This is a genomic window from Streptomyces bicolor (genome assembly GCF_000719285.1).
Lineage (GTDB): Bacteria > Actinomycetota > Actinomycetes > Streptomycetales > Streptomycetaceae > Streptomyces > Streptomyces bicolor.
In genome coordinates this window covers 196,274-213,662 of the sequence record NZ_JOFS01000020.1, presented here as the reverse complement: position 1 = coordinate 213,662, position 17,389 = coordinate 196,274, and the positions used below count along the sequence as shown (strand labels likewise).

Genomic DNA, 17,389 nt, shown 5'->3' with positions numbered 1-17,389 from the left:
CGCGGCGTGTTCGGGGTTCTGTGACGGTTCAGAGCGTCTGCAACGTCACCAGCGTGATCCGCAGGGCCTCGCCCTTGCCCTCCGTCTCGATGCGCACCCGCTGACCGGGGCGCAACAGCCGCAGTCCGCCCGCGTCGAACGCGGGGGCGTCGAAGGGGACCGGGGTGCCGTCGTCCAGCAGCACACTGCCGGAGCGGGTTTCGGCGTCGTAGGTGTATGCGGTGGCCTGCATGGCTGCAGCCTACGACGGGTTGTGGTTCGGGTGCGGCACCGTGGGGGCTGATCGCGCTGTTCCCAGCGGCCCTTCAGGGCGTTGCGGCTGCCGTTCCTTGATCAGCAGACGTGCGGCCGCCGCCGTTCGTGGGCCCACCCCCAAGGCCAGTGCGGCTCGGAGATCCTCGCCGGTGTCCACGTCCTGGCGTATGGAGTCCACGTCGTCGAGGCGGAGTTCCATCGCGCCCGACGCGCGGTGGCGGGCCCGGGAATGCTCGCCGAATGCGGGCAACAATTCATTACCGGGGGTCGCGGCCAGCAGAGTCGTTCCTATTGCCGCCGCGTCCGAGAGAAATGCGCGGGGGAATTCCGCAGCCGAGTCCAGGACGCGGGCCAGTTCCAGGGGGCGCAGCGCCGGGAGATCGGCGTTCAGGGCAGCCACGGCGGTATCGGGTCGGGACGCGCGTACGACCGCCGCCGCGTGTGCCAGTGCTGCGTTCAGGCCGCCGCCCGGCTCGTCCGGGACGATGTGCGCGCCAAGTGCGCCCAGCTCGCGGCCCGCCAGGGCGTCGTTCGTGACGACTGCCACATCCTTCACCGCCGGGCAGGCCAGCGCCGCGGCCACGGTGTCCTGGGCGAAGGCGAGGGCCAGGCCCGGGCGCAGACCGTCCGCCGCGGTGTCCGCGAGCCTGCTCTTCGCCCGCGCCAAGGGCTTCAGGGGTACGACCAAGGTCCACTGCACCAGCGTTCCGTCCCTCTCTAGTCGCGGCCATTGTCACTCAGCCGTCACCAGGGCCATCTGGCGGTGGGAGCGGCGAGGCGTACGGTGTTCTCGACAGACCGGCGGCCTGGGGCGACACTTGTGCGGCCCCCCGGCCCCACGTCCTTGATCCCTAGAGGAAGGTGCGCGCGTGCCCCGCCGCAGAATCGGCTTCTGGTACCGCTTCGCCGCGGTGCTCTGCAAACCGCCGCTGGTCGTTCTGATCAAGCGGGACTGGCGTGGAATGGAGCACATTCCGGCCGAGGGCGGATTTATCACCGCGGTGAACCACAATTCGCACATCGATCCCTTCACGTACGGGCACTTTCAGTACAACACCGGCAGGGTTCCGCGATTCCTGGCGAAGAGCGGGCTTTTCAAGAAGGGATTCATCGGAGCCGCGATGCGCGGCACCGGGCAGATCCCCGTCTACCGGGAGACCACGGACGCGCTGAGCGCCTTTCGTGCCGCGATCGACGCGGTCGAGCGCGGCGAGTGCGTCGCCTTCTATCCAGAGGGCACCATCACCCGGGACCCGGACCAGTGGCCCATGACCGGCAAGACCGGTGCCGCGCGCGTCGCCCTGCAGACCAAGTGCCCGGTGATCCCGGTGGCGCAGTGGGGGGCCAACGAACTCCTGCCGCCCTACGCCAAGAAGGCCAACCTCCTTCCGCGCAAGACCCACCGGGTGCTCGCCGGCCCGCCCGTGGACCTCTCGCGGTTCTACGACAAGGAGATGACCCCGGAGCTGCTGAAGGAGGCGACCGAGGTCATCATGGCCGCCATCACCCGCCAGCTGGAGGAGATCCGCGGCGAGAAGGCGCCCGACAGGCCGTACGACCCGCGCCAGGAGCGCATCGAGCAGCGGCGCAGGACGGCCGCGCAGACCCAGCGGGTGCAGCAGGCGAAGGCCGAGCAGGAAGAGGGGCAGGGCACGTGAGCAAGCCCGTCAAGGCGGCCGTCATGGGCACGGGATCGTGGGGCACCGCCTTCGGCATGGTTCTCGCCGACGCCGGCTGCGAGGTGACCCTCTGGGCCCGCCGCGCCGAACTCGCGGAAGCGGTCAACTCCAGCCGTACGAACCCCGACTATCTCCCCGGAGTCGAACTCCCGGAGAACCTGCGGGCGACGCCTGACGCCGCCGAGGCCGCGCACGGCGCCGACTTCACCGTCCTCGCGATCCCCTCGCAGACACTGCGCGGCAACCTCGCCGAATGGACGCCGCTGCTCGCGCCCGGCACGGTCCTCGTCTCGCTGATGAAGGGCGTCGAACTCGGCTCCGCGATGCGGATGAGCGAGGTCATCGAGGATGTCGCCAAGGTCGGTTCGGACCGCATCGCCGTGGTCACCGGCCCCAACCTCGCCCGCGAGATCGCCGCGCGCATGCCCGCCGCCGCCGTGGTCGCCTGCACCGACGAGTCCGTCGCCCAGCGACTCCAGGCGGCCTGCCACACGCCGTACTTCCGCCCGTACACCAATACGGACGTGGTGGGTTGCGAACTGGGCGGTGCCGTGAAGAACGTGATCGGCCTCGCCGTCGGCATCGCGGACGGCATGGGACTCGGCGACAACGCCAAGGGCTCGCTCATCACGCGCGGCCTCGCCGAGACGACCCGCCTGGGCCTCGTGATGGGTGCCGACCCGCTGACGTTCTCCGGCCTCGCGGGCCTCGGCGACCTGGTGGCGACCTGCTCCTCGCCGCTGTCCCGCAACCACACCTTCGGCACCAACCTCGGCAAGGGCATGACCCTCCAGGAGACCATTGCGGTCACCAAGCAGACCGCCGAGGGCGTCAAGTCCTGTGAGTCCGTGCTGGATCTGGCCCGCAGGCACGGTGTCGACATGCCGATCACGGAGACGGTCGTCGGCATCGTGCACGAGGGCAAGCCGCCGGTGGTCGCCCTCAAGGAGCTGATGTCGCGCAGCGCGAAGCCGGAGCGACGCTGAGCGAACGGCACCCTCCTAACGCTGACTCGGCCCCTACGGGCGGGTACGCTCATCGCGATATGAGCACCGAGAACCTCCCCCAGAGCCCTGACCAGCCGCCCCGCAAGCCGCGGGTGGCCGTCGTGTTCGGCGGTCGCAGCTCCGAGCACGGGATCTCCATGGTCACCGCCGGCGCCGTACTGCGCGCGATCGACCGGACCAAGTACGACGTCCTGCCGATCGGCATCACACGGGAAGGCCGCTGGGTGCTCACCGCGGACGAACCGGAGCGTATGGCGATCACCGATCGCCGTACGCCCGAAGTCGAGGACCTCACCGACTCCGCCGAGGGCGGCGTGGTGCTCCCCGTCGACCCGGCGAACCGCGAAGTCGTCTACACCGAGCCCGGATCCGTGCCCAAGGCGCTGGGCGAGATCGACGTCGTCTTCCCGGTGCTGCACGGCCCCTACGGCGAGGACGGCACCCTGCAGGGCCTGCTGGAGCTCTCCGGGGTGCCGTACGTGGGTTCCGGCGTGCTGGCCTCTGCCGTCGGCCAGGACAAGGAGTACATGAAGCGGGTGTTCACCTCGTTCGGGCTCAAGGTGGGCCCGTACGTGGTGATCCGGCCGCGCGAGTGGGAGCAGGACGAGTCCGCCGCCCGCAAGAAGATCGTGGACCTGGCCGGCGACCACGGCTGGCCGCTCTTCGTGAAGCCCGCGCGCGCGGGTTCGTCGATCGGCATCACCAAGGTCGAGGACCTGTCGGGGCTGGACGAGGCGATCGCCGAGGCCCAGCGGCACGACCCGAAGATCCTCGTCGAGGCGGCGCTGCGCGGCCGTGAGATCGAGTGCGGGGTGCTGGAGTTCGAGGACGGCCCGCGCGCCTCCGTCCCGGCCGAGATCCCGCCGCCGGACGCACACGCCTACTACGACTTCGAGGCCAAGTACATCGACTCGACGCCCGGCATCGTGCCGGCGCCACTGACGCCTCAGGAGACGGCCGAGGTGCAGCGCCTGGCCGTGGACGCCTTCGAGGCGGCCTCGTGCGAGGGCCTGGTACGGGCGGACTTCTTCCTCACCGAGGACGGGGAGTTCGTGATCAACGAGATCAACACGATGCCCGGTTTCACGCCGATCTCGATGTACCCGCAGATGTGGCAGGCGAGCGGGATCAGCTACCCGGACCTGGTGGATCAGTTGATCCAGGCCGCCCTGAGGCGGTCCACCGGGCTCAGGTAGGAGCCGTCGGTTCCGTCGTGGCTCAGTCGGCGATCCCTCCGGGGATCGCCTTCTTGATGGCCGACGCCAGGTCGATCAGCACACCCGAGGTGTCCCGGCCTTCCGGCACGGTGACCTCGACGTAGGCCCGCCGCAGGGCGGTGGTGAACCGGTAACCCCCGTCGCCCTGCTCCTCCATCAGCCAGCGGACGCCGTCCACACCACCGGCCACCGCGTCCGCATCCCTACCCTCGGCCACCTTCGGGTCGCTCATCTTCGGCGGCCGTACGACTCCGCACCGCAGTATGATCGCCGGGTCCCCCCACCCCGCGGTCAGCGCGGACGCGGGCGAGGGGTCCTCACGGCTCTCGCCGTCCACCTTGGCCGGCAGCACCTTGTCGAGGTTCTGGCACAGCCGCGTGGCCGTCGCGCCGGGGCTGGGAACCGCCGCCGACGCGCTGTCGTCTGCTGATGAGCAGCCCGCGGCGGTGATCAGCAGGACGAGCGCGGGCAGCCCGAGGACAGAAGTGTGCCGGTGACGGAAAACGTTCACCGGCCAAGGGTAGACGGGGGCTACAGATGTACGACCGGGCAGGTCAGGGTGCGGGTGATGCCGTCCACTTGCTGGACCTTCGCGACCACCATGCGACCCAGGTCGTCGACGGTGTCGGCCTGGGCGCGCACGATGACGTCGTACGGTCCTGTCACGTCCTCGGCCTGGATGACTCCAGGGATCTTGCTGATCGTCTCGGCGACGGTCGACGCCTTGCCGACCTCCGTCTGGATCAGGATGTACGCCTGTACCACGGAACCTCCAGGGCGGCCACGAGGATCATGTGGGGAAAAGGAACGCCACGGTATCGCGTCGCCGCTCGTCGCGGGGAGACCTGCGGGGACCGGGGCTTGCGCGCCGGGGTGCGAGCACGACAGAAGTTGACGTACACCTCGACCGTAGCGAGGACAGTAGTGACGCGCGACCGGGTACGGACAGGGACAGAAGGGGCGTAAGGGTAATGAAGGGCACTGTTGGTGAGCTCGGTGAGTTCGGGCTCATCAGGGAGCTCACCTCCCGTCTCACCACCACCCCGGCGGTCCGGGTCGGTCCCGGCGACGATGCCGCGGTGGTGGCCGCGCCCGACCGCAGGGTGGTCGCCAGCACCGACATCCTGCTGGAGGGACGGCACTTCCGGCGCGACTGGTCCACGGCCTACGACGTGGGCCGCAAGGCCGCCGCGCAGAACCTCGCGGACATCGCCGCCATGGGCGCCGTACCGACCGCGCTGCTGCTCGGCCTGGTCGTGCCGGCCGAACTCCCGGTGACCTGGCCGAGCGAGCTGATGGACGGCCTGCGCGACGAGTGCCAGGTGGCGGGCGCCTCGGTGGTCGGCGGGGACGTCGTACGCGGCGACACGATCATGGTGTCGATCACCGCGCTCGGCGATCTGCGCAACCAGGAGCCCGTGACGCGGGCCGGCGCGCAGCCCGGCGACCTCGTCGCGGTGACCGGCTGGCTGGGCTGGTCCGCCGCCGGATACGCCGTGCTCGCCCGGGGTTTCCGCTCGCCGCGCGCCTTCGTGGAGGCGCACCGGCGTCCCGAACCGCCGTATCACGCGGGTCCGGCGGCTGCCGGGCTCGGCGCGACCGCGATGTGCGACGTGAGCGACGGGCTGATCGCCGACCTCGGGCACATCGCCGAGGCCAGCAAGGTCCGAATCGACATCCGTTCCGGCGCGATCGACATCCCGACCCAGATGAACGACATCGGGCAGGCCGTCGGCGTCGACCCCATGCAGTGGGTGCTGACCGGGGGAGAGGACCACGCGATCGTGGCGACCTTCCCGCCGGACGTGAAGCTGCCGGCCCGCTGGAAGGTCATCGGCGAGGTCCTCAACCCCTCGGCGCTGCCCCAGGTCACGGTGGACGGGGCGCCGTGGACCAAGAAGGGCGGCTGGGACCACTTCGGCGGGGGCATCGAATCATGATCCCCAATGTCCTCACGGTGGCCGGCTCCGACTCCGGCGGGGGCGCCGGCATTCAGGCCGACCTCAAGACGATGCTCGCGCTCGGTGTGCACGGCATGAGTGTGATCACGGCGGTAACGGCCCAGAACTCACTCGGCGTGCAGGGGGCTTGGGAGCTCCCGGTGGAGGCCGTGCGGGCGCAGTTCCGCAGCGTCGTCGACGACATCGGCGTTCAGGCGATCAAGACGGGCATGCTGGCGTCGGCCGAACTCGTCGAGACGGTGGCCGATTTGATCGGCGGGACGAACGCGCCCGCCGTGGTGGATCCGGTGGGTGTCTCCAAGCACGGGGACTCGCTGCTGGCCGCCTCCGCGCTCGACTCGGTGCGTACGAAACTGCTGCCGGTCGCGACCGTGGCGACGCCGAATCTCGACGAGGTGGCGCAACTGACGGGCGTGTTCGTCGAATCCGAGGGCCAGCTGAGGGAGGCCGCGGCGGCCGTTCTGGCGTACGGGCCGCGGTGGGTGCTGATCAAGGGCGGTCATCTGTCCGGGGACGCCGTGGACCTGCTGACGGACGGCACGCAGGAGCACTGGCTGCGGGCACCCCGGTACGACAACCGGCACACGCACGGGACGGGGTGCACGCTCGCCTCCGCGATCGCCTCGGGGCTGGCGAAGGGGCTGCCCGTGCCGGAGGCGGTGGCGGCGGCCAAGGAGTACGTCACCGGGGCGATCAAGGGCGGGTTCGCGCTTGGCGGGGGGATCGGGCCGGTGGATCATGGGTGGCGGTTCCGCGGCGGCGCGTAGCCTCCCGGACGGTGGCTGAGCGGCGGCTGGGCACAGCAAAGAGCCGGTCCACCCGAAGGTGAACCGGCTCAATGGGGCGAACCAGCAGTGGCCGCGCGCTAAGCTGTGGGCGTCAGCGCGAGACCTTGCCGGCCTTGATGCACGAGGTGCAGGCGTTAACGCGCTTCGGCGTCCCGCCGACCACCGTACGCACACGCTGGATGTTCGGGTTCCAGCGGCGGGAAGTACGGCGGTGCGAGTGCGAGATGTTGTTGCCGAAGCCCGGCCCCTTGCCGCAGACGTCGCAGTTGGCAGCCACGGGTCACTCCAAAGACTTCAGATGCACTTACGGTTAATCCCGGCAGGCCGGGATCGAGATCGCAGGATCAGAGATCTGAGTGGCGTTGCCAGGGGAACGGCCCGATCTGCATCGGGCAACCGGAGCAGCATACAACGACTGCGCCAGTACAACGAAACTACCATGGCTGCTCAGGAGCCCGCTCCCGGCCCACTTCCGGCACACCCCGGCCCTGGGTCTACGCTGCGTGCCACGGCCGGCAGCTCAAGGAGGCGCAGGTGGCGCAGGTGCCGCAGACATTCTTCGATGCTCTCGCGGTGCGCACCTGGTGCGGCCTCGCGTTGGAGTCACTCGGTCGCGCGCGTGAGGAGATCGACGCGATCAACGTCTACCCCGTGGCCGACGGGGACACCGGGACGAACCTCTATCTGACCGTGGAGTCGGCGGTCGCGGCCGTGGAGGCCGTGTTCACCGCATACGACGTGGGGAAGCCCACCCTGGCGGATGCCGCCCGCGCGATGGCGCACGGGGCACTGATAGGCGCCCGGGGGAACTCCGGGACCATCCTCGCCCAGCTGCTGCGGGGCATGGCCCAGGTGCTCGCCGACGGTGAGACGGCTCATACCGACGGCTGCGGTCTGCGCCTCGCCCTGCGACAGGCGGCCGACGCCGCCCGCCAGGCCGTGGCCCACCCCGTCGAGGGCACGGTGCTCACCGTCGCCTCGGCCGCCGCCGACGCGGCCGGCGGGGCCACGGGCGACGACTGCGGGGCGGTCGCGCGGGCGGCCTACGAGGGGGCGCGTGCGGCACTGGCGGCGACACCCGGGCAGCTGGCCGTGCTGGAGCGCGCGGGAGTGGTCGACGCCGGTGGGCGAGGGCTGGTGGCGGTGCTGGGCGCGCTGGTGGAGACCTTCACGGGGGAGGCGGTCCCGGCGGTCTCCGGGGCGCACGCGCGCGTGGAGACCCGCGTGGGGACCGGGGCCGAGGAGTGCGCCGAGGCCCTGGACGCGGGCGGCCCCGCCTTCGAGGTGATCTACCTTCTCGAGGCCGAGGACGCCGCCGTGGCACGGCTGCGGGAGCGGCTCGACGGGCTCGGGGACTCGCTCGTGATCGTCGGCGGCGACGGGCTGTGGAATGTGCATGTGCACGTCGACGACGCGGGGGCCGCCGTGGAGGCCGGCGTCGAGGCCGGGCGGCCGTACCGGATCCGGATCACCCACTTCGGCGCCGGTGACGCGCACACCACGGGCGAGCGCTCGCCCCGGGAACGGGTCCAGCGGGCCGTCGTCGCCGTCGTGCCGGGTGAGGGACTGGCCGGGCTCTACACCGAGGCCGGCGCGACCACCGTCCTCGCACGCCCCGGGGAGCCGCCCGCGAGCGGGGAGCTGGTGCAGGCCGTACGGCGTGCCCACGCGCGCGAGGTCGTGCTGCTGCCCAACGACGCCGAGCTGCGCCACACCGCCGCCGCGGCGGCCGAGCAGGCCCGCGCGGAGGGCATCCGCGTGGCGCTGATCCCGACCCGCTCGGCCGTCCAGGGCATCGCGGCGCTCGCCGTGCACGAGCCGGAGCGCCGCTTCGACGAGGACGTCGTGTCGATGACCTCGGCGGCCGGCGCGACCCGCTACGCCGAGGTCGCCGTCGCCGAGCGCCAGTCCTGGACCATGGCCGGCATCTGCCAGGCCGGCGACGTCCTGGGCCTTGTCGACGGCGACGTGGCCGTGATCGGCTCGGACGTCACGGCCACCGCCGAGGCCGTGCTCGACCGCATGCTCGCGGCCGGCGGCGAACTCGTCACGCTGGTCCTCGGCGACGACGCGCCGGAGACGATCGCCGAGCACCTCGAGGCACGCGTGCGTGAGTCGTACCTCGCCGTCGACACGGTGGTGTACCGGGGCGGTCGGCAAGGGGCGTTGCTGCTCATCGGCGTGGAGTGAGCGGAATCCTGACGGGGGCGAGCGGCGCTGGACCAGCCTGAGCGGGCCCTAGGTCCTGTCGTTTGGATCAGCTCGGCTGCGAGGATCGGTTCCTCTCGGCCGACGCCGGGATGATCCAAACGACAGGGCCTAGTCCGTGCCGCTCTGCTCCCGCACCACCTGAAGCATCTGCTCCGCCTCCGCGCGTCGCTCCCGCGCCGCCTCGTCGCCCTCCTCGGCGCCGTCGTACTGCGCCAGCACCGCACGCGCGCGTGCCGCCGCCTCGGCCGGGCGGCTCAGATCGGCCTCCAGCCAGCCCGCGGCGAGTTCGGCGCCCGTGCGGCTGTGCAGGGCGTCGTCGCCGAGGGCGGCGAACACCGCGGCGGCCCGTGTCACCTGGGACAGGGCCTCCTCCAGCGAGGCCTGGATCGACTCGTCCTCGGCGTCCTCCGCGGCGGACCGGGCGAGGAGGTCGCCGAACTGCCGGTGGGTGTGGCCGAGTTCGGCGGTGAGCCGCGCGCGTGCCTCCTCGTCCCCGGCCGCGTCCAGCGCCGCCGCGCACTCCTCGACCGCGCTCGCCATCAGCTCGGAGGCCGTGTCGGCTCTGCCCTCCACGTCCTCCACGCGCAGCGCCAGCCACGCTCGTGCGCGCAGCGAGCGGACGAGGCCGTGCACGTTGCCGAGCTCGCGCCACAGCGCACCCGCGCGCGCGTAGGCCTGGTCCGCCTCGGCGAGCAGCCCCGCGTGGCCGAGCGACTCGGCGGCGAGGTGGGCCAGCGTGGCGTGGTCGTGCTGCTCGGGCCAGTGCCGGGCGATCTCGGCGGCCTGCAACCGGCGTTCGGCCGCGCCGTGGTGTTCGCCGAGCTCGCTCAGGCAGTCGCCGAGCCACCACTGGGTCTGGACGACCGCCCCGTCGCCGTGCGTCTCGGCGCTCAGGTCGGGCAGCACCGACTCCAGCACCTCGGCGGCCTCGGCGAACCGCTCCTGCCGCAGCAGGAACCCGCCGAGCTGCTGCCGCGCCCAGGCGCCCAGCGTGCGGCTCTCACCGGCCTCGTCGGCCCAGTGCGCCGCCTCCAGGGCGTGCTCAGCGGCCTCCTCGGAGAGCCCCCGGCCACCGAGCACCTCGGCCAGCTGGAGGTGCAGCTGTGCCCGCCCCGGGGCCTCCAGATGCGGCCCGCCGTGCTCCAGGGCCGCCCGCAGCGCCCGCTCCGCCTCCGCCGTGTCGCCGAGATGGTGCGCGAGCCCGGCCAGCCGCGCCTCGTACTCCACCGCGAACCACGGCAGCCCGGCGCCCACGAACGCCTCCGAGGCCCGCGCGAACAGCTCCGCGGCCCCCTCCACGTCCCCGGTGAGCGCCGCCAGCTCCGCGAGCATCGCCTGCGCCTCGGCGGCCCGGGAGGCGAGCCGTACGTCGTCCCCGGCTTGACCGTCGACGAGCGCGAGCACCTCACGGGCGGCGGTCTCGGCGTCGGTCACGACGGCCTGCGGCGCCGCGTCCTCCGCCGCGTGCACCCGCCGCATCAGGATCCGTGCCCGGCTCATCAGGACGGCCGCCGTCTGACGTACGCCCGTGCCGTCCTCGGCGTACAGCGCGAGCACCTGGTCGTACAGGCCGGCGATCGACGTGAGGGCCCGCGTCACGTCGCCCGTGAGAGCGCGTACGTACGCCCCACGCGCGCGTGCCGCCAAGGCCTCGCCGGGGTCGCCCGCCTCCGCGTACAGCTCGGCCGCCTCCTCGAAGAGGCCGATGCCCTCGGGGCCCAGGTCCATCGCCCGGTGATCGGCGATCTCCGCGCGGTCGAGGGCGTCCAGCTCGACGCCCTCGGCGGCCCGCGAGACGGCCGCCCAGGCCTCGATGGCGTTCGGCTGCAGGGTGTCCGACAGCCGCCGTGCCTCGGCGATCAGTTCGGGCAGGTCGGGCTCGGTGTCCTGCGGCACCTCGGTGACCGGCACGGGCACGGACACCGAAGCCGCCCGCGCCGCCGTACGCACCCCCAACGGCAGCCGCTCCACCAGTGGCCGCTGGTCCATACGCGCGCGTGCCCGCTCGCTGATGTGCCCCGTGCCGTTGCGCTCGTCGAAGCGCGCGGCGAGCGCGAGAGCCTCCTCGCGCGCGTGGGCGGCGAGTTCGCGGGCGGTCCAGGCACGGCCCGCCGGACCGGACACCTGCCGGTCGCCCAGCCCCAGCGCGGTCAGGCGGTCCATGAGCAGGGCCACCACGCTCATGAAGTCCAGCTTGCTGCGTGGATGCCCGTCGTCCGTGAAGTAGGCCGGCCGCTGCGCGAGCAGCTCGAGGCCGCGCGCCTCGTTCCCGGTCAGCGCGCAGAACTCCACGTGGTCGGCGTATGCGCCACGCATGCTCTCCATGGCCCGTACGAGCCTGAAGCCCCGCAGATGGTTGGCGCGGGCCTCGTCCACGCGGCCGAGGCGCAGCAGCGGCACCAGGGAGGACGCGAGGACCGTGTGCGGCTCGTGGGCGCAGGTGAACTCGCCCTCCAGGACCGGCCCCCACAGCCGCAGCGCCTCGGCGTCCCGGCCCCGCTCCACCTGCCACCAGCCCTGCCCGTGCAGCTCGCACGCGTGACAGTCGGCCATGCTGTCCCGGTCGGCGGCCAGCCAGGCGCCGTACGCCCGCTCGGCCCGTGCCACGTCCCCGACATGCGCGGCCACGCTGAACTCGGCGCTGCGCACGGCCCGTTCGGAGTGCCCGGCGAGCCGGTAGCGGTGTTCCATCTCGCCGAGCCACTTCTCGATCGAGGCGAGCGGGATGTGCGGCTGGTCGAGCATGCCGGACGACATCCACTTGAAGACCCAGTGCAGGGAGTGGGTCTCGTACTCGTCGAAGTCCTCCGGGCGCTCGTCCCACATGCGCAGCAGACGCGCGAAGGGGACGAACATCTTGTCCTTCTCGGAGCTGTAGTTGTAGACCTTCAGCTGGTGTCCGAGCGCCTCGATCACGGCGAGCGGGATGTTCAGCTTCTCGGCCTCGGCGAGCAGCTGCTCCGCGCGCGCGTTGCGGGCCGGGCCCTCCGGCTCCTCGGCGTTGTCGGCCATGGCCCGGCGCAGCGAGTCGAAGTCGGTGATCCCACTCATCAGCGGCCTCCCTCGCCGTTCGTGGCCCACTCCAGCAGACCGATGAAGGCCCGGTTCAGCAGCGCCGAGTCGGCGGGCCTGAGCGGGCGCTGCGCCATCAGCAGGGCCTGCCCGTAGAGGGACTCGGTGGCGGTGCCGATCAGTTCCGGGTCGCCCAGGGAACTGATCCGCCGGATCAGCGGGTTGAGGTTGTTCAGCACGAGACGCGCGCGTGGGGCGCTGCCGCGCAGCGAGCCGAGGATGCCGGCCCAGAGGTCGTCGGCCTGCTCCTCGGCCTCCGCGCGGGCCTGCTCGTGCCGGGCCGCCCGGTCGTCGAGGTGCAGCGCGGGCACGGACAGCGGATGGAAGGCGCGCAGCACGACGTCACAGCCCAGGGGGTCGAGCTTGGCCCGCGCGGCCGCCAGGAAGCCCGACAGGGCCAGTTCCTCGGCCGGGTCGACCGCGTCCAGATGGGCGGTCACGGTGTCCGCGTCCAGCTCGGCGACGACCGTTCCCGGCCGTACCGACGGCAGCGACTCGACCAGCTCGCTGTCGTACGTGTAGCCGCCGTTGATCACCCCGACGCCCTGTGCGGACGCGATGGGCGCGACCTGGCGGTACTCCTCCACGGTCCGCGTGAAGTGCACGACCGGGTGGCGCTGCGCGAACTCCTCCAGGGACAGCCGCCCGTCGGTCGTCTCGAAGGGCAGCCACGGCAGCATCGTGCGCAGCATCTCCTTGTCGTGCCGCGCGAGGGACTTCACGCCCAGGTGGTGCACGGACAGGAAGGCCGCCAGCCGCTCCGGATCACCGGCCGCCAGGCCCGTCAGCCAGGACCGAATCCTTTCGCCCAGCGCCTCCCGTACGGCCGCCAGCGTCTCGTCCTCGTACAGCGACTCGCGCGAGGCCGTGGGCCGCAGGCTGTCCGTGTCGAGCACGCACCGCACGAAGAACGCCCACTCCGGCAGCAGCTGTTCGGCCCGCTCGGTCAGCAGCATGCCCTTCAGGTGGACGCGATGACCGGCCCGCTGGGCCGGGCTGACCGCCGACGGAAGGACGTACGCCACGCCACGAATCCCCGCGAGCGGCACGCTCAGCTCGATGGAGTCCAGCGGCGTGAAGCCGAACAGGTCGTGACAGTGCCGGGCCAGCGCGACCCGCCGGTTGGCGGGGGAGGGGTACGGCCGGTCCCAGGGCGCGGGCAGGTCGGTGACCGCCTCGTCGCCGACCCGGACGTCGTACGGCAGCAGCGAGCCGAAGTCCCGCGCCAGCGCCAGCACCCGGTCCTCGGCCAGCCACTCGGCGGCCCCGGCGCGCGCCACCAGGTGCACGGTGGTGCCCGGTTCGGCGCGGGCGTCGTCCGGCAGCGTCCGCACGGTGTACGAACCGTCGTCCGTGGCCGTCCACTCCACGGGCGGCGCGTCCGGCGTACGGGCGCTGCGGCTGACCACCCGGATCCGCTCGGCGACCACGAAACAGGCCAGCAGTCCGATGCCGAACTGCCCCAGGAAGTCGGACCGGGCCTCCTGCAGCCCCTCGGCACGCTTGGAGCTGCGGCCGATCGTCGCGAGGAGGTTGTGCACATCCGCCTCGGTGAGCCCGACCCCGGAGTCCTCGACCCGCAGGGCGCCGCCGTCGGCGTACAGCCGCACCTTGGCCGGCGCGTCCGGCTCCTCGGCGCGTCTGGCGGTGATGGCGTCGACCGCGTTCTGCAGCAGCTCGCGCAGATAGACCTTGGGACTGGAGTAGAGATGGTGGGAGAGCAGGTCCACCAGACCGCGCAGGTCGACCTGGAACGTATGAGGTGGCTGGGGCGGCTGAGGTGCCTGGGATGACTGTGAGGTCTGGGAGTCCATCGTCGCAGCGCCGTTGGGGGGACTTGGCGACGGCGCGGGGTCGGGCGGCCCCGGTGAGGCGGTGACCGCGAAGAAGGATGGCCGGAGCGCGCCATCCTAGAGCCGGAGCGAGCCGCCTGACCAGGGGTTTCCGGGACGTTTACCTTGACGGTCGCCGCGACCTCTACGGCATTGTCAGTGGCGTGGTGTGGAATGGATCTCGTGCCCGCACTGGAAGAACCACTGAAGAAGGTGCTCGGCCCTCCCACCGCGAAGGTGATGGCCGAGCACCTCGGCCTGCACACCGTCGGCGACCTGCTGCACCACTACCCGCGCAGATACGAGGAGCGCGGCCAGCTCACCCACCTCGCCGACCTCCCCATGGACGAGCACGTCACGGTGGTCGCCCAGGTCGCCGACGCCCGCCTGCACACGTTCGCCTCCAGCAAGGCCCCCCGAGGCAGGGGCCAGCGCCTCGAAGTCACGATCACCGACGGCAGCGGCCGCCTCCAACTGGTCTTCTTCGGCAACGGCGTTCACAAGCCCCACAAGGAGCTCCTGCCGGGCACACGCGCGATGTTCGCGGGCAAGGTCTCCGTCTTCAACCGCCGCCTGCAACTGGCGCATCCGGCGTACGAGTTGCTGCGCGGCGACTCGGAGGAAACGGTCGAGACCTGGGCCGGCGCCCTCATCCCCATCTACCCCGCCACCGCCAAACTGGAGTCCTGGAAGATCGGCAAGGCCATCCAGACGGTCCTGCCCAGCGCCCAGGAGGCCGTCGACCCGCTCCCCGACACCCTTCGGGAGGGCCGGGGCATGGTCTCCCTCCCCGAGGCGCTCCTGAAGATCCACCGCCCGCACACCAAGGCCGACATCGAGGACGCCCGCTCCCGCCTGAAGTGGGACGAGGCCTTCGTCCTCCAGGTGGCTCTCGCCCGCCGCCGCCACGCCGACGCCCAACTCCCGGCGGTCGCCCGCAAACCCAGCCCCGACGGCCTCCTCACGGCCTTCGACGACCGCCTGCCCTTCACCCTCACCGAGGGCCAGCAGAAGGTCTCGAAGGAGATCTTCGACGACCTGGCCACCGAGCACCCGATGCACCGGCTGCTGCAGGGAGAGGTGGGTTCGGGGAAGGCTCAGCCGCTGGACTCGCTCGTGCTCACGCCCCGCGGTTTCCGGCGGATGGGCGATCTGGGGGTGGGTGATGAAGTCGTCGTGCCCGCAGGAGAGATCGCTCTGATCGACGGGGTCTTTCCACAAGGCGAGCGAGATGTGTGGCGCATCGTGCTCTCCGACGGAAGTTCGGTGGAATGCGATGACGAACACCTTTGGATCGTCGGCACGAGTTGCGGCTGGGATCGTGGTCAGCCCCCCAAAGTGCTGACCACCCGCGAAATCCGGCACGACCTGTTCAAGGCCAACGGATCGTCGAAGTGGTACGTCCCGGCGGCAACGCCCGTGGACCTCGGCGACGACTCCGGGCTTCCCTTGGATCCCTACCTGTTCGGGCTCCTGTTGGGTGACGGCTCGTTCCGGCACAACCTGCGGTTCTCCACCATCGACGAGGAGATCCGCGATGTCTTGGAGACCTCGGTGGCTCCCCGTAATCCGGTCATCCAGACTCTGCGTGATCTGGGCCTTTGGGGACTGACGTCACAGGACAAGTTCATTCCCGCCGAATTCAAGAACACGTCGATCAAGAACCGCCTTGCTCTCCTGCAGGGGCTCATGGACACCGAGGGCACAGTTGATCAAAACGGTATGAGTATTTCCCTGTGCTCGGCCTCGCCGACGTTGGCGGACGACGTGGCCTGGCTTGTGCGCTCTTTGGGCGGCCGGGCGCGTGTTCTGCCGAAGAAGGCCGCTTTCAACGTGTCGGTGGCGTTGCCGGATGGCTACGCCCCCTTCCGGCTCACCCGCAAAGCCGAACGTGTGCGCACACGCCCGAAGTACAACACCTTCCGCCGCGGCATCCGTGCTGTGGAGTACGTGGGGCGGAAGCCGGTCCAATGCATCAGCGTCGGCCACCCCAGCCACGCCTATGTCACGGATCACTTCACGGTGACCCACAACACGATGGTGGCGCTGCGCGCGATGCTCGCCGTCGTCGACGCGGGCGGTCAGGCCGCCATGCTCGCGCCCACCGAAGTGCTGGCCCAGCAGCATCACCGCTCCATCGTCGAGATGATGGGCGAGCTGGCCGAGGGCGGCATGCTGGGCGGGGCCGAGCAGGCCACGAAGGTCGCGTTGCTGACGGGCTCCATGGGAGCCGCCGCCCGCCGCCAGGCCCTGCTCGACCTGGTCACGGGCGAGGCCGGCATCGTGATCGGCACGCACGCGTTGATCGAGGACAAGGTGCAGTTCCACGACCTCGGCCTGGTCGTGGTCGACGAACAGCACCGCTTCGGCGTCGAGCAACGCGACGCCCTGCGAGGCAAGGGCAAACAGCCACCCCACCTCCTCGTCATGACGGCCACACCCATCCCCCGCACGGTCGCCATGACCGTCTTCGGCGACCTGGAGACCTCGGTCCTGGACCAGCTCCCGGCCGGCCGCTCACCCATCGCCTCCCACGTCGTCCCGGCCGCCGACAAGCCCCACTTCCTGGCCCGAGCCTGGGAGCGGGTGCGTGAGGAGGTCGGCAACGGCCATCAGGCGTATGTCGTCTGCCCCCGCATCGGGGACGAGGAGGACGACCCGAAGAAGGCCGGCAAGAAGAAGTCCCCGGAGGACGAAGCCGAGAAGCGTCCGCCGCTCGCGGTCCTCGACGTGGCGGACCAACTGGCCAAGGGGCCGCTCCAGGGACTCAAGGTCGAGGTGCTGCACGGCCGTATGCACCCGGACGACAAGGACGCCGTCATGCGCCGCTTCGCCGCGGGCGAGACGGACGTCCTGGTCGCCACGACGGTCATCGAGGTCGGCGTGAACGTCCCCAACGCCACGGCGATGGTGATCATGGACGCCGACCGCTTCGGCGTCTCCCAGCTCCACCAGCTGCGCGGCCGCGTCGGCCGTGGCTCGGCGCCCGGCCTCTGCCTCCTGGTCACCGAAATGCCGGAGGCCAGCGCGGCCCGCCAGCGCCTCAACGCGGTCGCCTCCACCCTCGACGGCTTCGAACTCTCCCGCATCGACCTGGAGCAGCGCCGCGAGGGCGACGTCCTGGGGCAGGCCCAGTCGGGCGCGCGGTCCAGTCTGAGAGTCCTGGCGGTCATCGAGGACGAGGAGATCATCGCCGAGGCGCGGGACGAGGCGGCGGCGCTGGTGGCGGCGGACCCGGAGTTGACGGGACTTCCCGGCCTACGGACGGCCCTGGACGCCCTTTTGGACGAGGAGAGGGAGCAGTACTTGGAAAAGGGGTGAGGGAGACTTCCCCAAGGGGCGCGGGGAACTGCGCGACCAGCCACAC

At 71.3% G+C, this 17,389-nt stretch carries 14 protein-coding genes; 7 read left to right on the top strand and 7 right to left on the bottom strand.

Annotated elements, in window-relative coordinates:
- Positions 1 to 28 precede the first annotated feature (28 nt).
- A complete protein-coding gene (locus IF78_RS0126030; RefSeq protein ID WP_031485185.1) occupies positions 29 to 232 on the bottom strand; it encodes a hypothetical protein in 204 nt (67 codons plus the stop codon).
- A 9-nt stretch (positions 233 to 241) separates the two neighbouring features.
- Positions 242 to 955, bottom strand: a complete 714-nt coding sequence (gene cofC, locus IF78_RS0126025) for a 2-phospho-L-lactate guanylyltransferase (protein ID WP_051828169.1) — start codon at positions 953 to 955, stop codon at positions 242 to 244.
- Between the two features lie 169 nt (positions 956 to 1,124).
- Between cofC and IF78_RS0126020 the strand changes: the two genes are divergently transcribed.
- Genes IF78_RS0126020 through IF78_RS0126010 form a run of 3 tightly spaced genes read left to right on the top strand, consistent with a single transcriptional unit; the run spans position 1,125 to position 4,137 of the window.
- Positions 1,125 to 1,913: a lysophospholipid acyltransferase family protein gene (locus tag IF78_RS0126020; protein WP_031485181.1), complete on the top strand. Its 789-nt coding sequence runs from the start codon at positions 1,125 to 1,127 to the stop codon at positions 1,911 to 1,913.
- Positions 1,910 to 2,920, top strand: a complete 1,011-nt coding sequence (locus IF78_RS0126015; RefSeq protein WP_031485179.1) for an NAD(P)H-dependent glycerol-3-phosphate dehydrogenase — start codon at positions 1,910 to 1,912, stop codon at positions 2,918 to 2,920. The genes IF78_RS0126020 and IF78_RS0126015 overlap by 4 nt, the downstream gene beginning before the upstream one ends.
- A gap of 59 nt (positions 2,921 to 2,979) precedes the next feature.
- Positions 2,980 to 4,137, top strand: coding sequence for a D-alanine--D-alanine ligase family protein (locus tag IF78_RS0126010; protein ID WP_031485177.1), 1,158 nt, complete (start codon positions 2,980 to 2,982; stop codon positions 4,135 to 4,137).
- 22 nt (positions 4,138 to 4,159) lie between these two features.
- On the opposite strand, the gene IF78_RS0126005 is transcribed toward IF78_RS0126010, so the two are convergent.
- Entirely contained in the window at positions 4,160 to 4,669 is a 510-nt protein-coding gene (locus IF78_RS0126005) for a DUF3515 domain-containing protein (RefSeq protein ID WP_031485175.1), read from the bottom strand.
- Between the two features lie 20 nt (positions 4,670 to 4,689).
- Complete coding sequence (locus tag IF78_RS0126000) at positions 4,690 to 4,923, bottom strand: Lrp/AsnC family transcriptional regulator (protein ID WP_003997603.1); 234 nt, start codon at positions 4,921 to 4,923, stop codon at positions 4,690 to 4,692.
- Between the two features lie 206 nt (positions 4,924 to 5,129).
- Here IF78_RS0126000 and IF78_RS0125995 point away from each other — a divergent pair, with 206 nt between their 5' ends.
- Positions 5,130 to 6,098 (top strand): thiamine-phosphate kinase, encoded by a 969-nt coding sequence (locus tag IF78_RS0125995; RefSeq protein WP_031485172.1) that lies wholly within the window; start codon positions 5,130 to 5,132, stop codon positions 6,096 to 6,098.
- The gene (gene thiD, locus IF78_RS0125990) at positions 6,095 to 6,886 is read left to right on the top strand and encodes a bifunctional hydroxymethylpyrimidine kinase/phosphomethylpyrimidine kinase (protein ID WP_031485170.1); all 792 of its coding nucleotides are present in this window, start codon (positions 6,095 to 6,097) and stop codon (positions 6,884 to 6,886) included. The genes IF78_RS0125995 and thiD overlap by 4 nt, the downstream gene beginning before the upstream one ends.
- Positions 6,887 to 6,998: 112 nt before the next feature.
- On the opposite strand, the gene rpmB is transcribed toward thiD, so the two are convergent.
- Positions 6,999 to 7,184, bottom strand: a complete 186-nt coding sequence (gene rpmB / locus IF78_RS0125985) for a 50S ribosomal protein L28 (protein WP_003993230.1) — start codon at positions 7,182 to 7,184, stop codon at positions 6,999 to 7,001.
- Positions 7,185 to 7,441: 257 nt separating this feature from the next.
- Between rpmB and IF78_RS0125980 the strand changes: the two genes are divergently transcribed.
- Positions 7,442 to 9,097 (top strand): DAK2 domain-containing protein, encoded by a 1,656-nt coding sequence (locus IF78_RS0125980; RefSeq protein ID WP_031485168.1) that lies wholly within the window; start codon positions 7,442 to 7,444, stop codon positions 9,095 to 9,097.
- Between the two features lie 129 nt (positions 9,098 to 9,226).
- On the opposite strand, the gene IF78_RS0125975 is transcribed toward IF78_RS0125980, so the two are convergent.
- Positions 9,227 to 12,169, bottom strand: a complete 2,943-nt coding sequence (locus IF78_RS0125975) for a hypothetical protein (RefSeq protein WP_031485166.1) — start codon at positions 12,167 to 12,169, stop codon at positions 9,227 to 9,229.
- Positions 12,169 to 14,004: an HSP90 family protein gene (locus IF78_RS0125970; RefSeq protein ID WP_031485164.1), complete on the bottom strand. Its 1,836-nt coding sequence runs from the start codon at positions 14,002 to 14,004 to the stop codon at positions 12,169 to 12,171. The genes IF78_RS0125975 and IF78_RS0125970 overlap by 1 nt, the downstream gene beginning before the upstream one ends.
- Before the next feature lie 192 nt (positions 14,005 to 14,196).
- On the opposite strand from IF78_RS0125970, the gene IF78_RS0125965 reads away from it, so the two are divergent.
- On the top strand, positions 14,197 to 17,343 hold the full coding sequence (locus IF78_RS0125965) for a helicase-related protein (RefSeq protein ID WP_031485162.1): 3,147 nt from the start codon (positions 14,197 to 14,199) through the stop codon (positions 17,341 to 17,343).
- Positions 17,344 to 17,389 lie beyond the last annotated feature (46 nt).

Bases quoted from the DNA above. Each gene is read 5' to 3' on its own strand.
- IF78_RS0125975 (WP_031485166.1), bottom strand. From the start codon at position 12,169: ATGAGTGGGATCACCGACTTCGACTCGCTGCGCCGGGCCATGGCCGAC.
- thiD (WP_031485170.1), top strand. From the start codon at position 6,095: ATGATCCCCAATGTCCTCACGGTGGCCGGCTCCGACTCCGGCGGGGGC.
- IF78_RS0125965 (WP_031485162.1), top strand. From the start codon at position 14,197: ATGGATCTCGTGCCCGCACTGGAAGAACCACTGAAGAAGGTGCTCGGC.
- IF78_RS0126030 (WP_031485185.1), bottom strand. From the start codon at position 232: ATGCAGGCCACCGCATACACCTACGACGCCGAAACCCGCTCCGGCAGT.
- IF78_RS0125970 (WP_031485164.1), bottom strand. From the start codon at position 14,004: ATGGACTCCCAGACCTCACAGTCATCCCAGGCACCTCAGCCGCCCCAG.
- IF78_RS0126010 (WP_031485177.1), top strand. From the start codon at position 2,980: ATGAGCACCGAGAACCTCCCCCAGAGCCCTGACCAGCCGCCCCGCAAG.
- IF78_RS0125995 (WP_031485172.1), top strand. From the start codon at position 5,130: ATGAAGGGCACTGTTGGTGAGCTCGGTGAGTTCGGGCTCATCAGGGAG.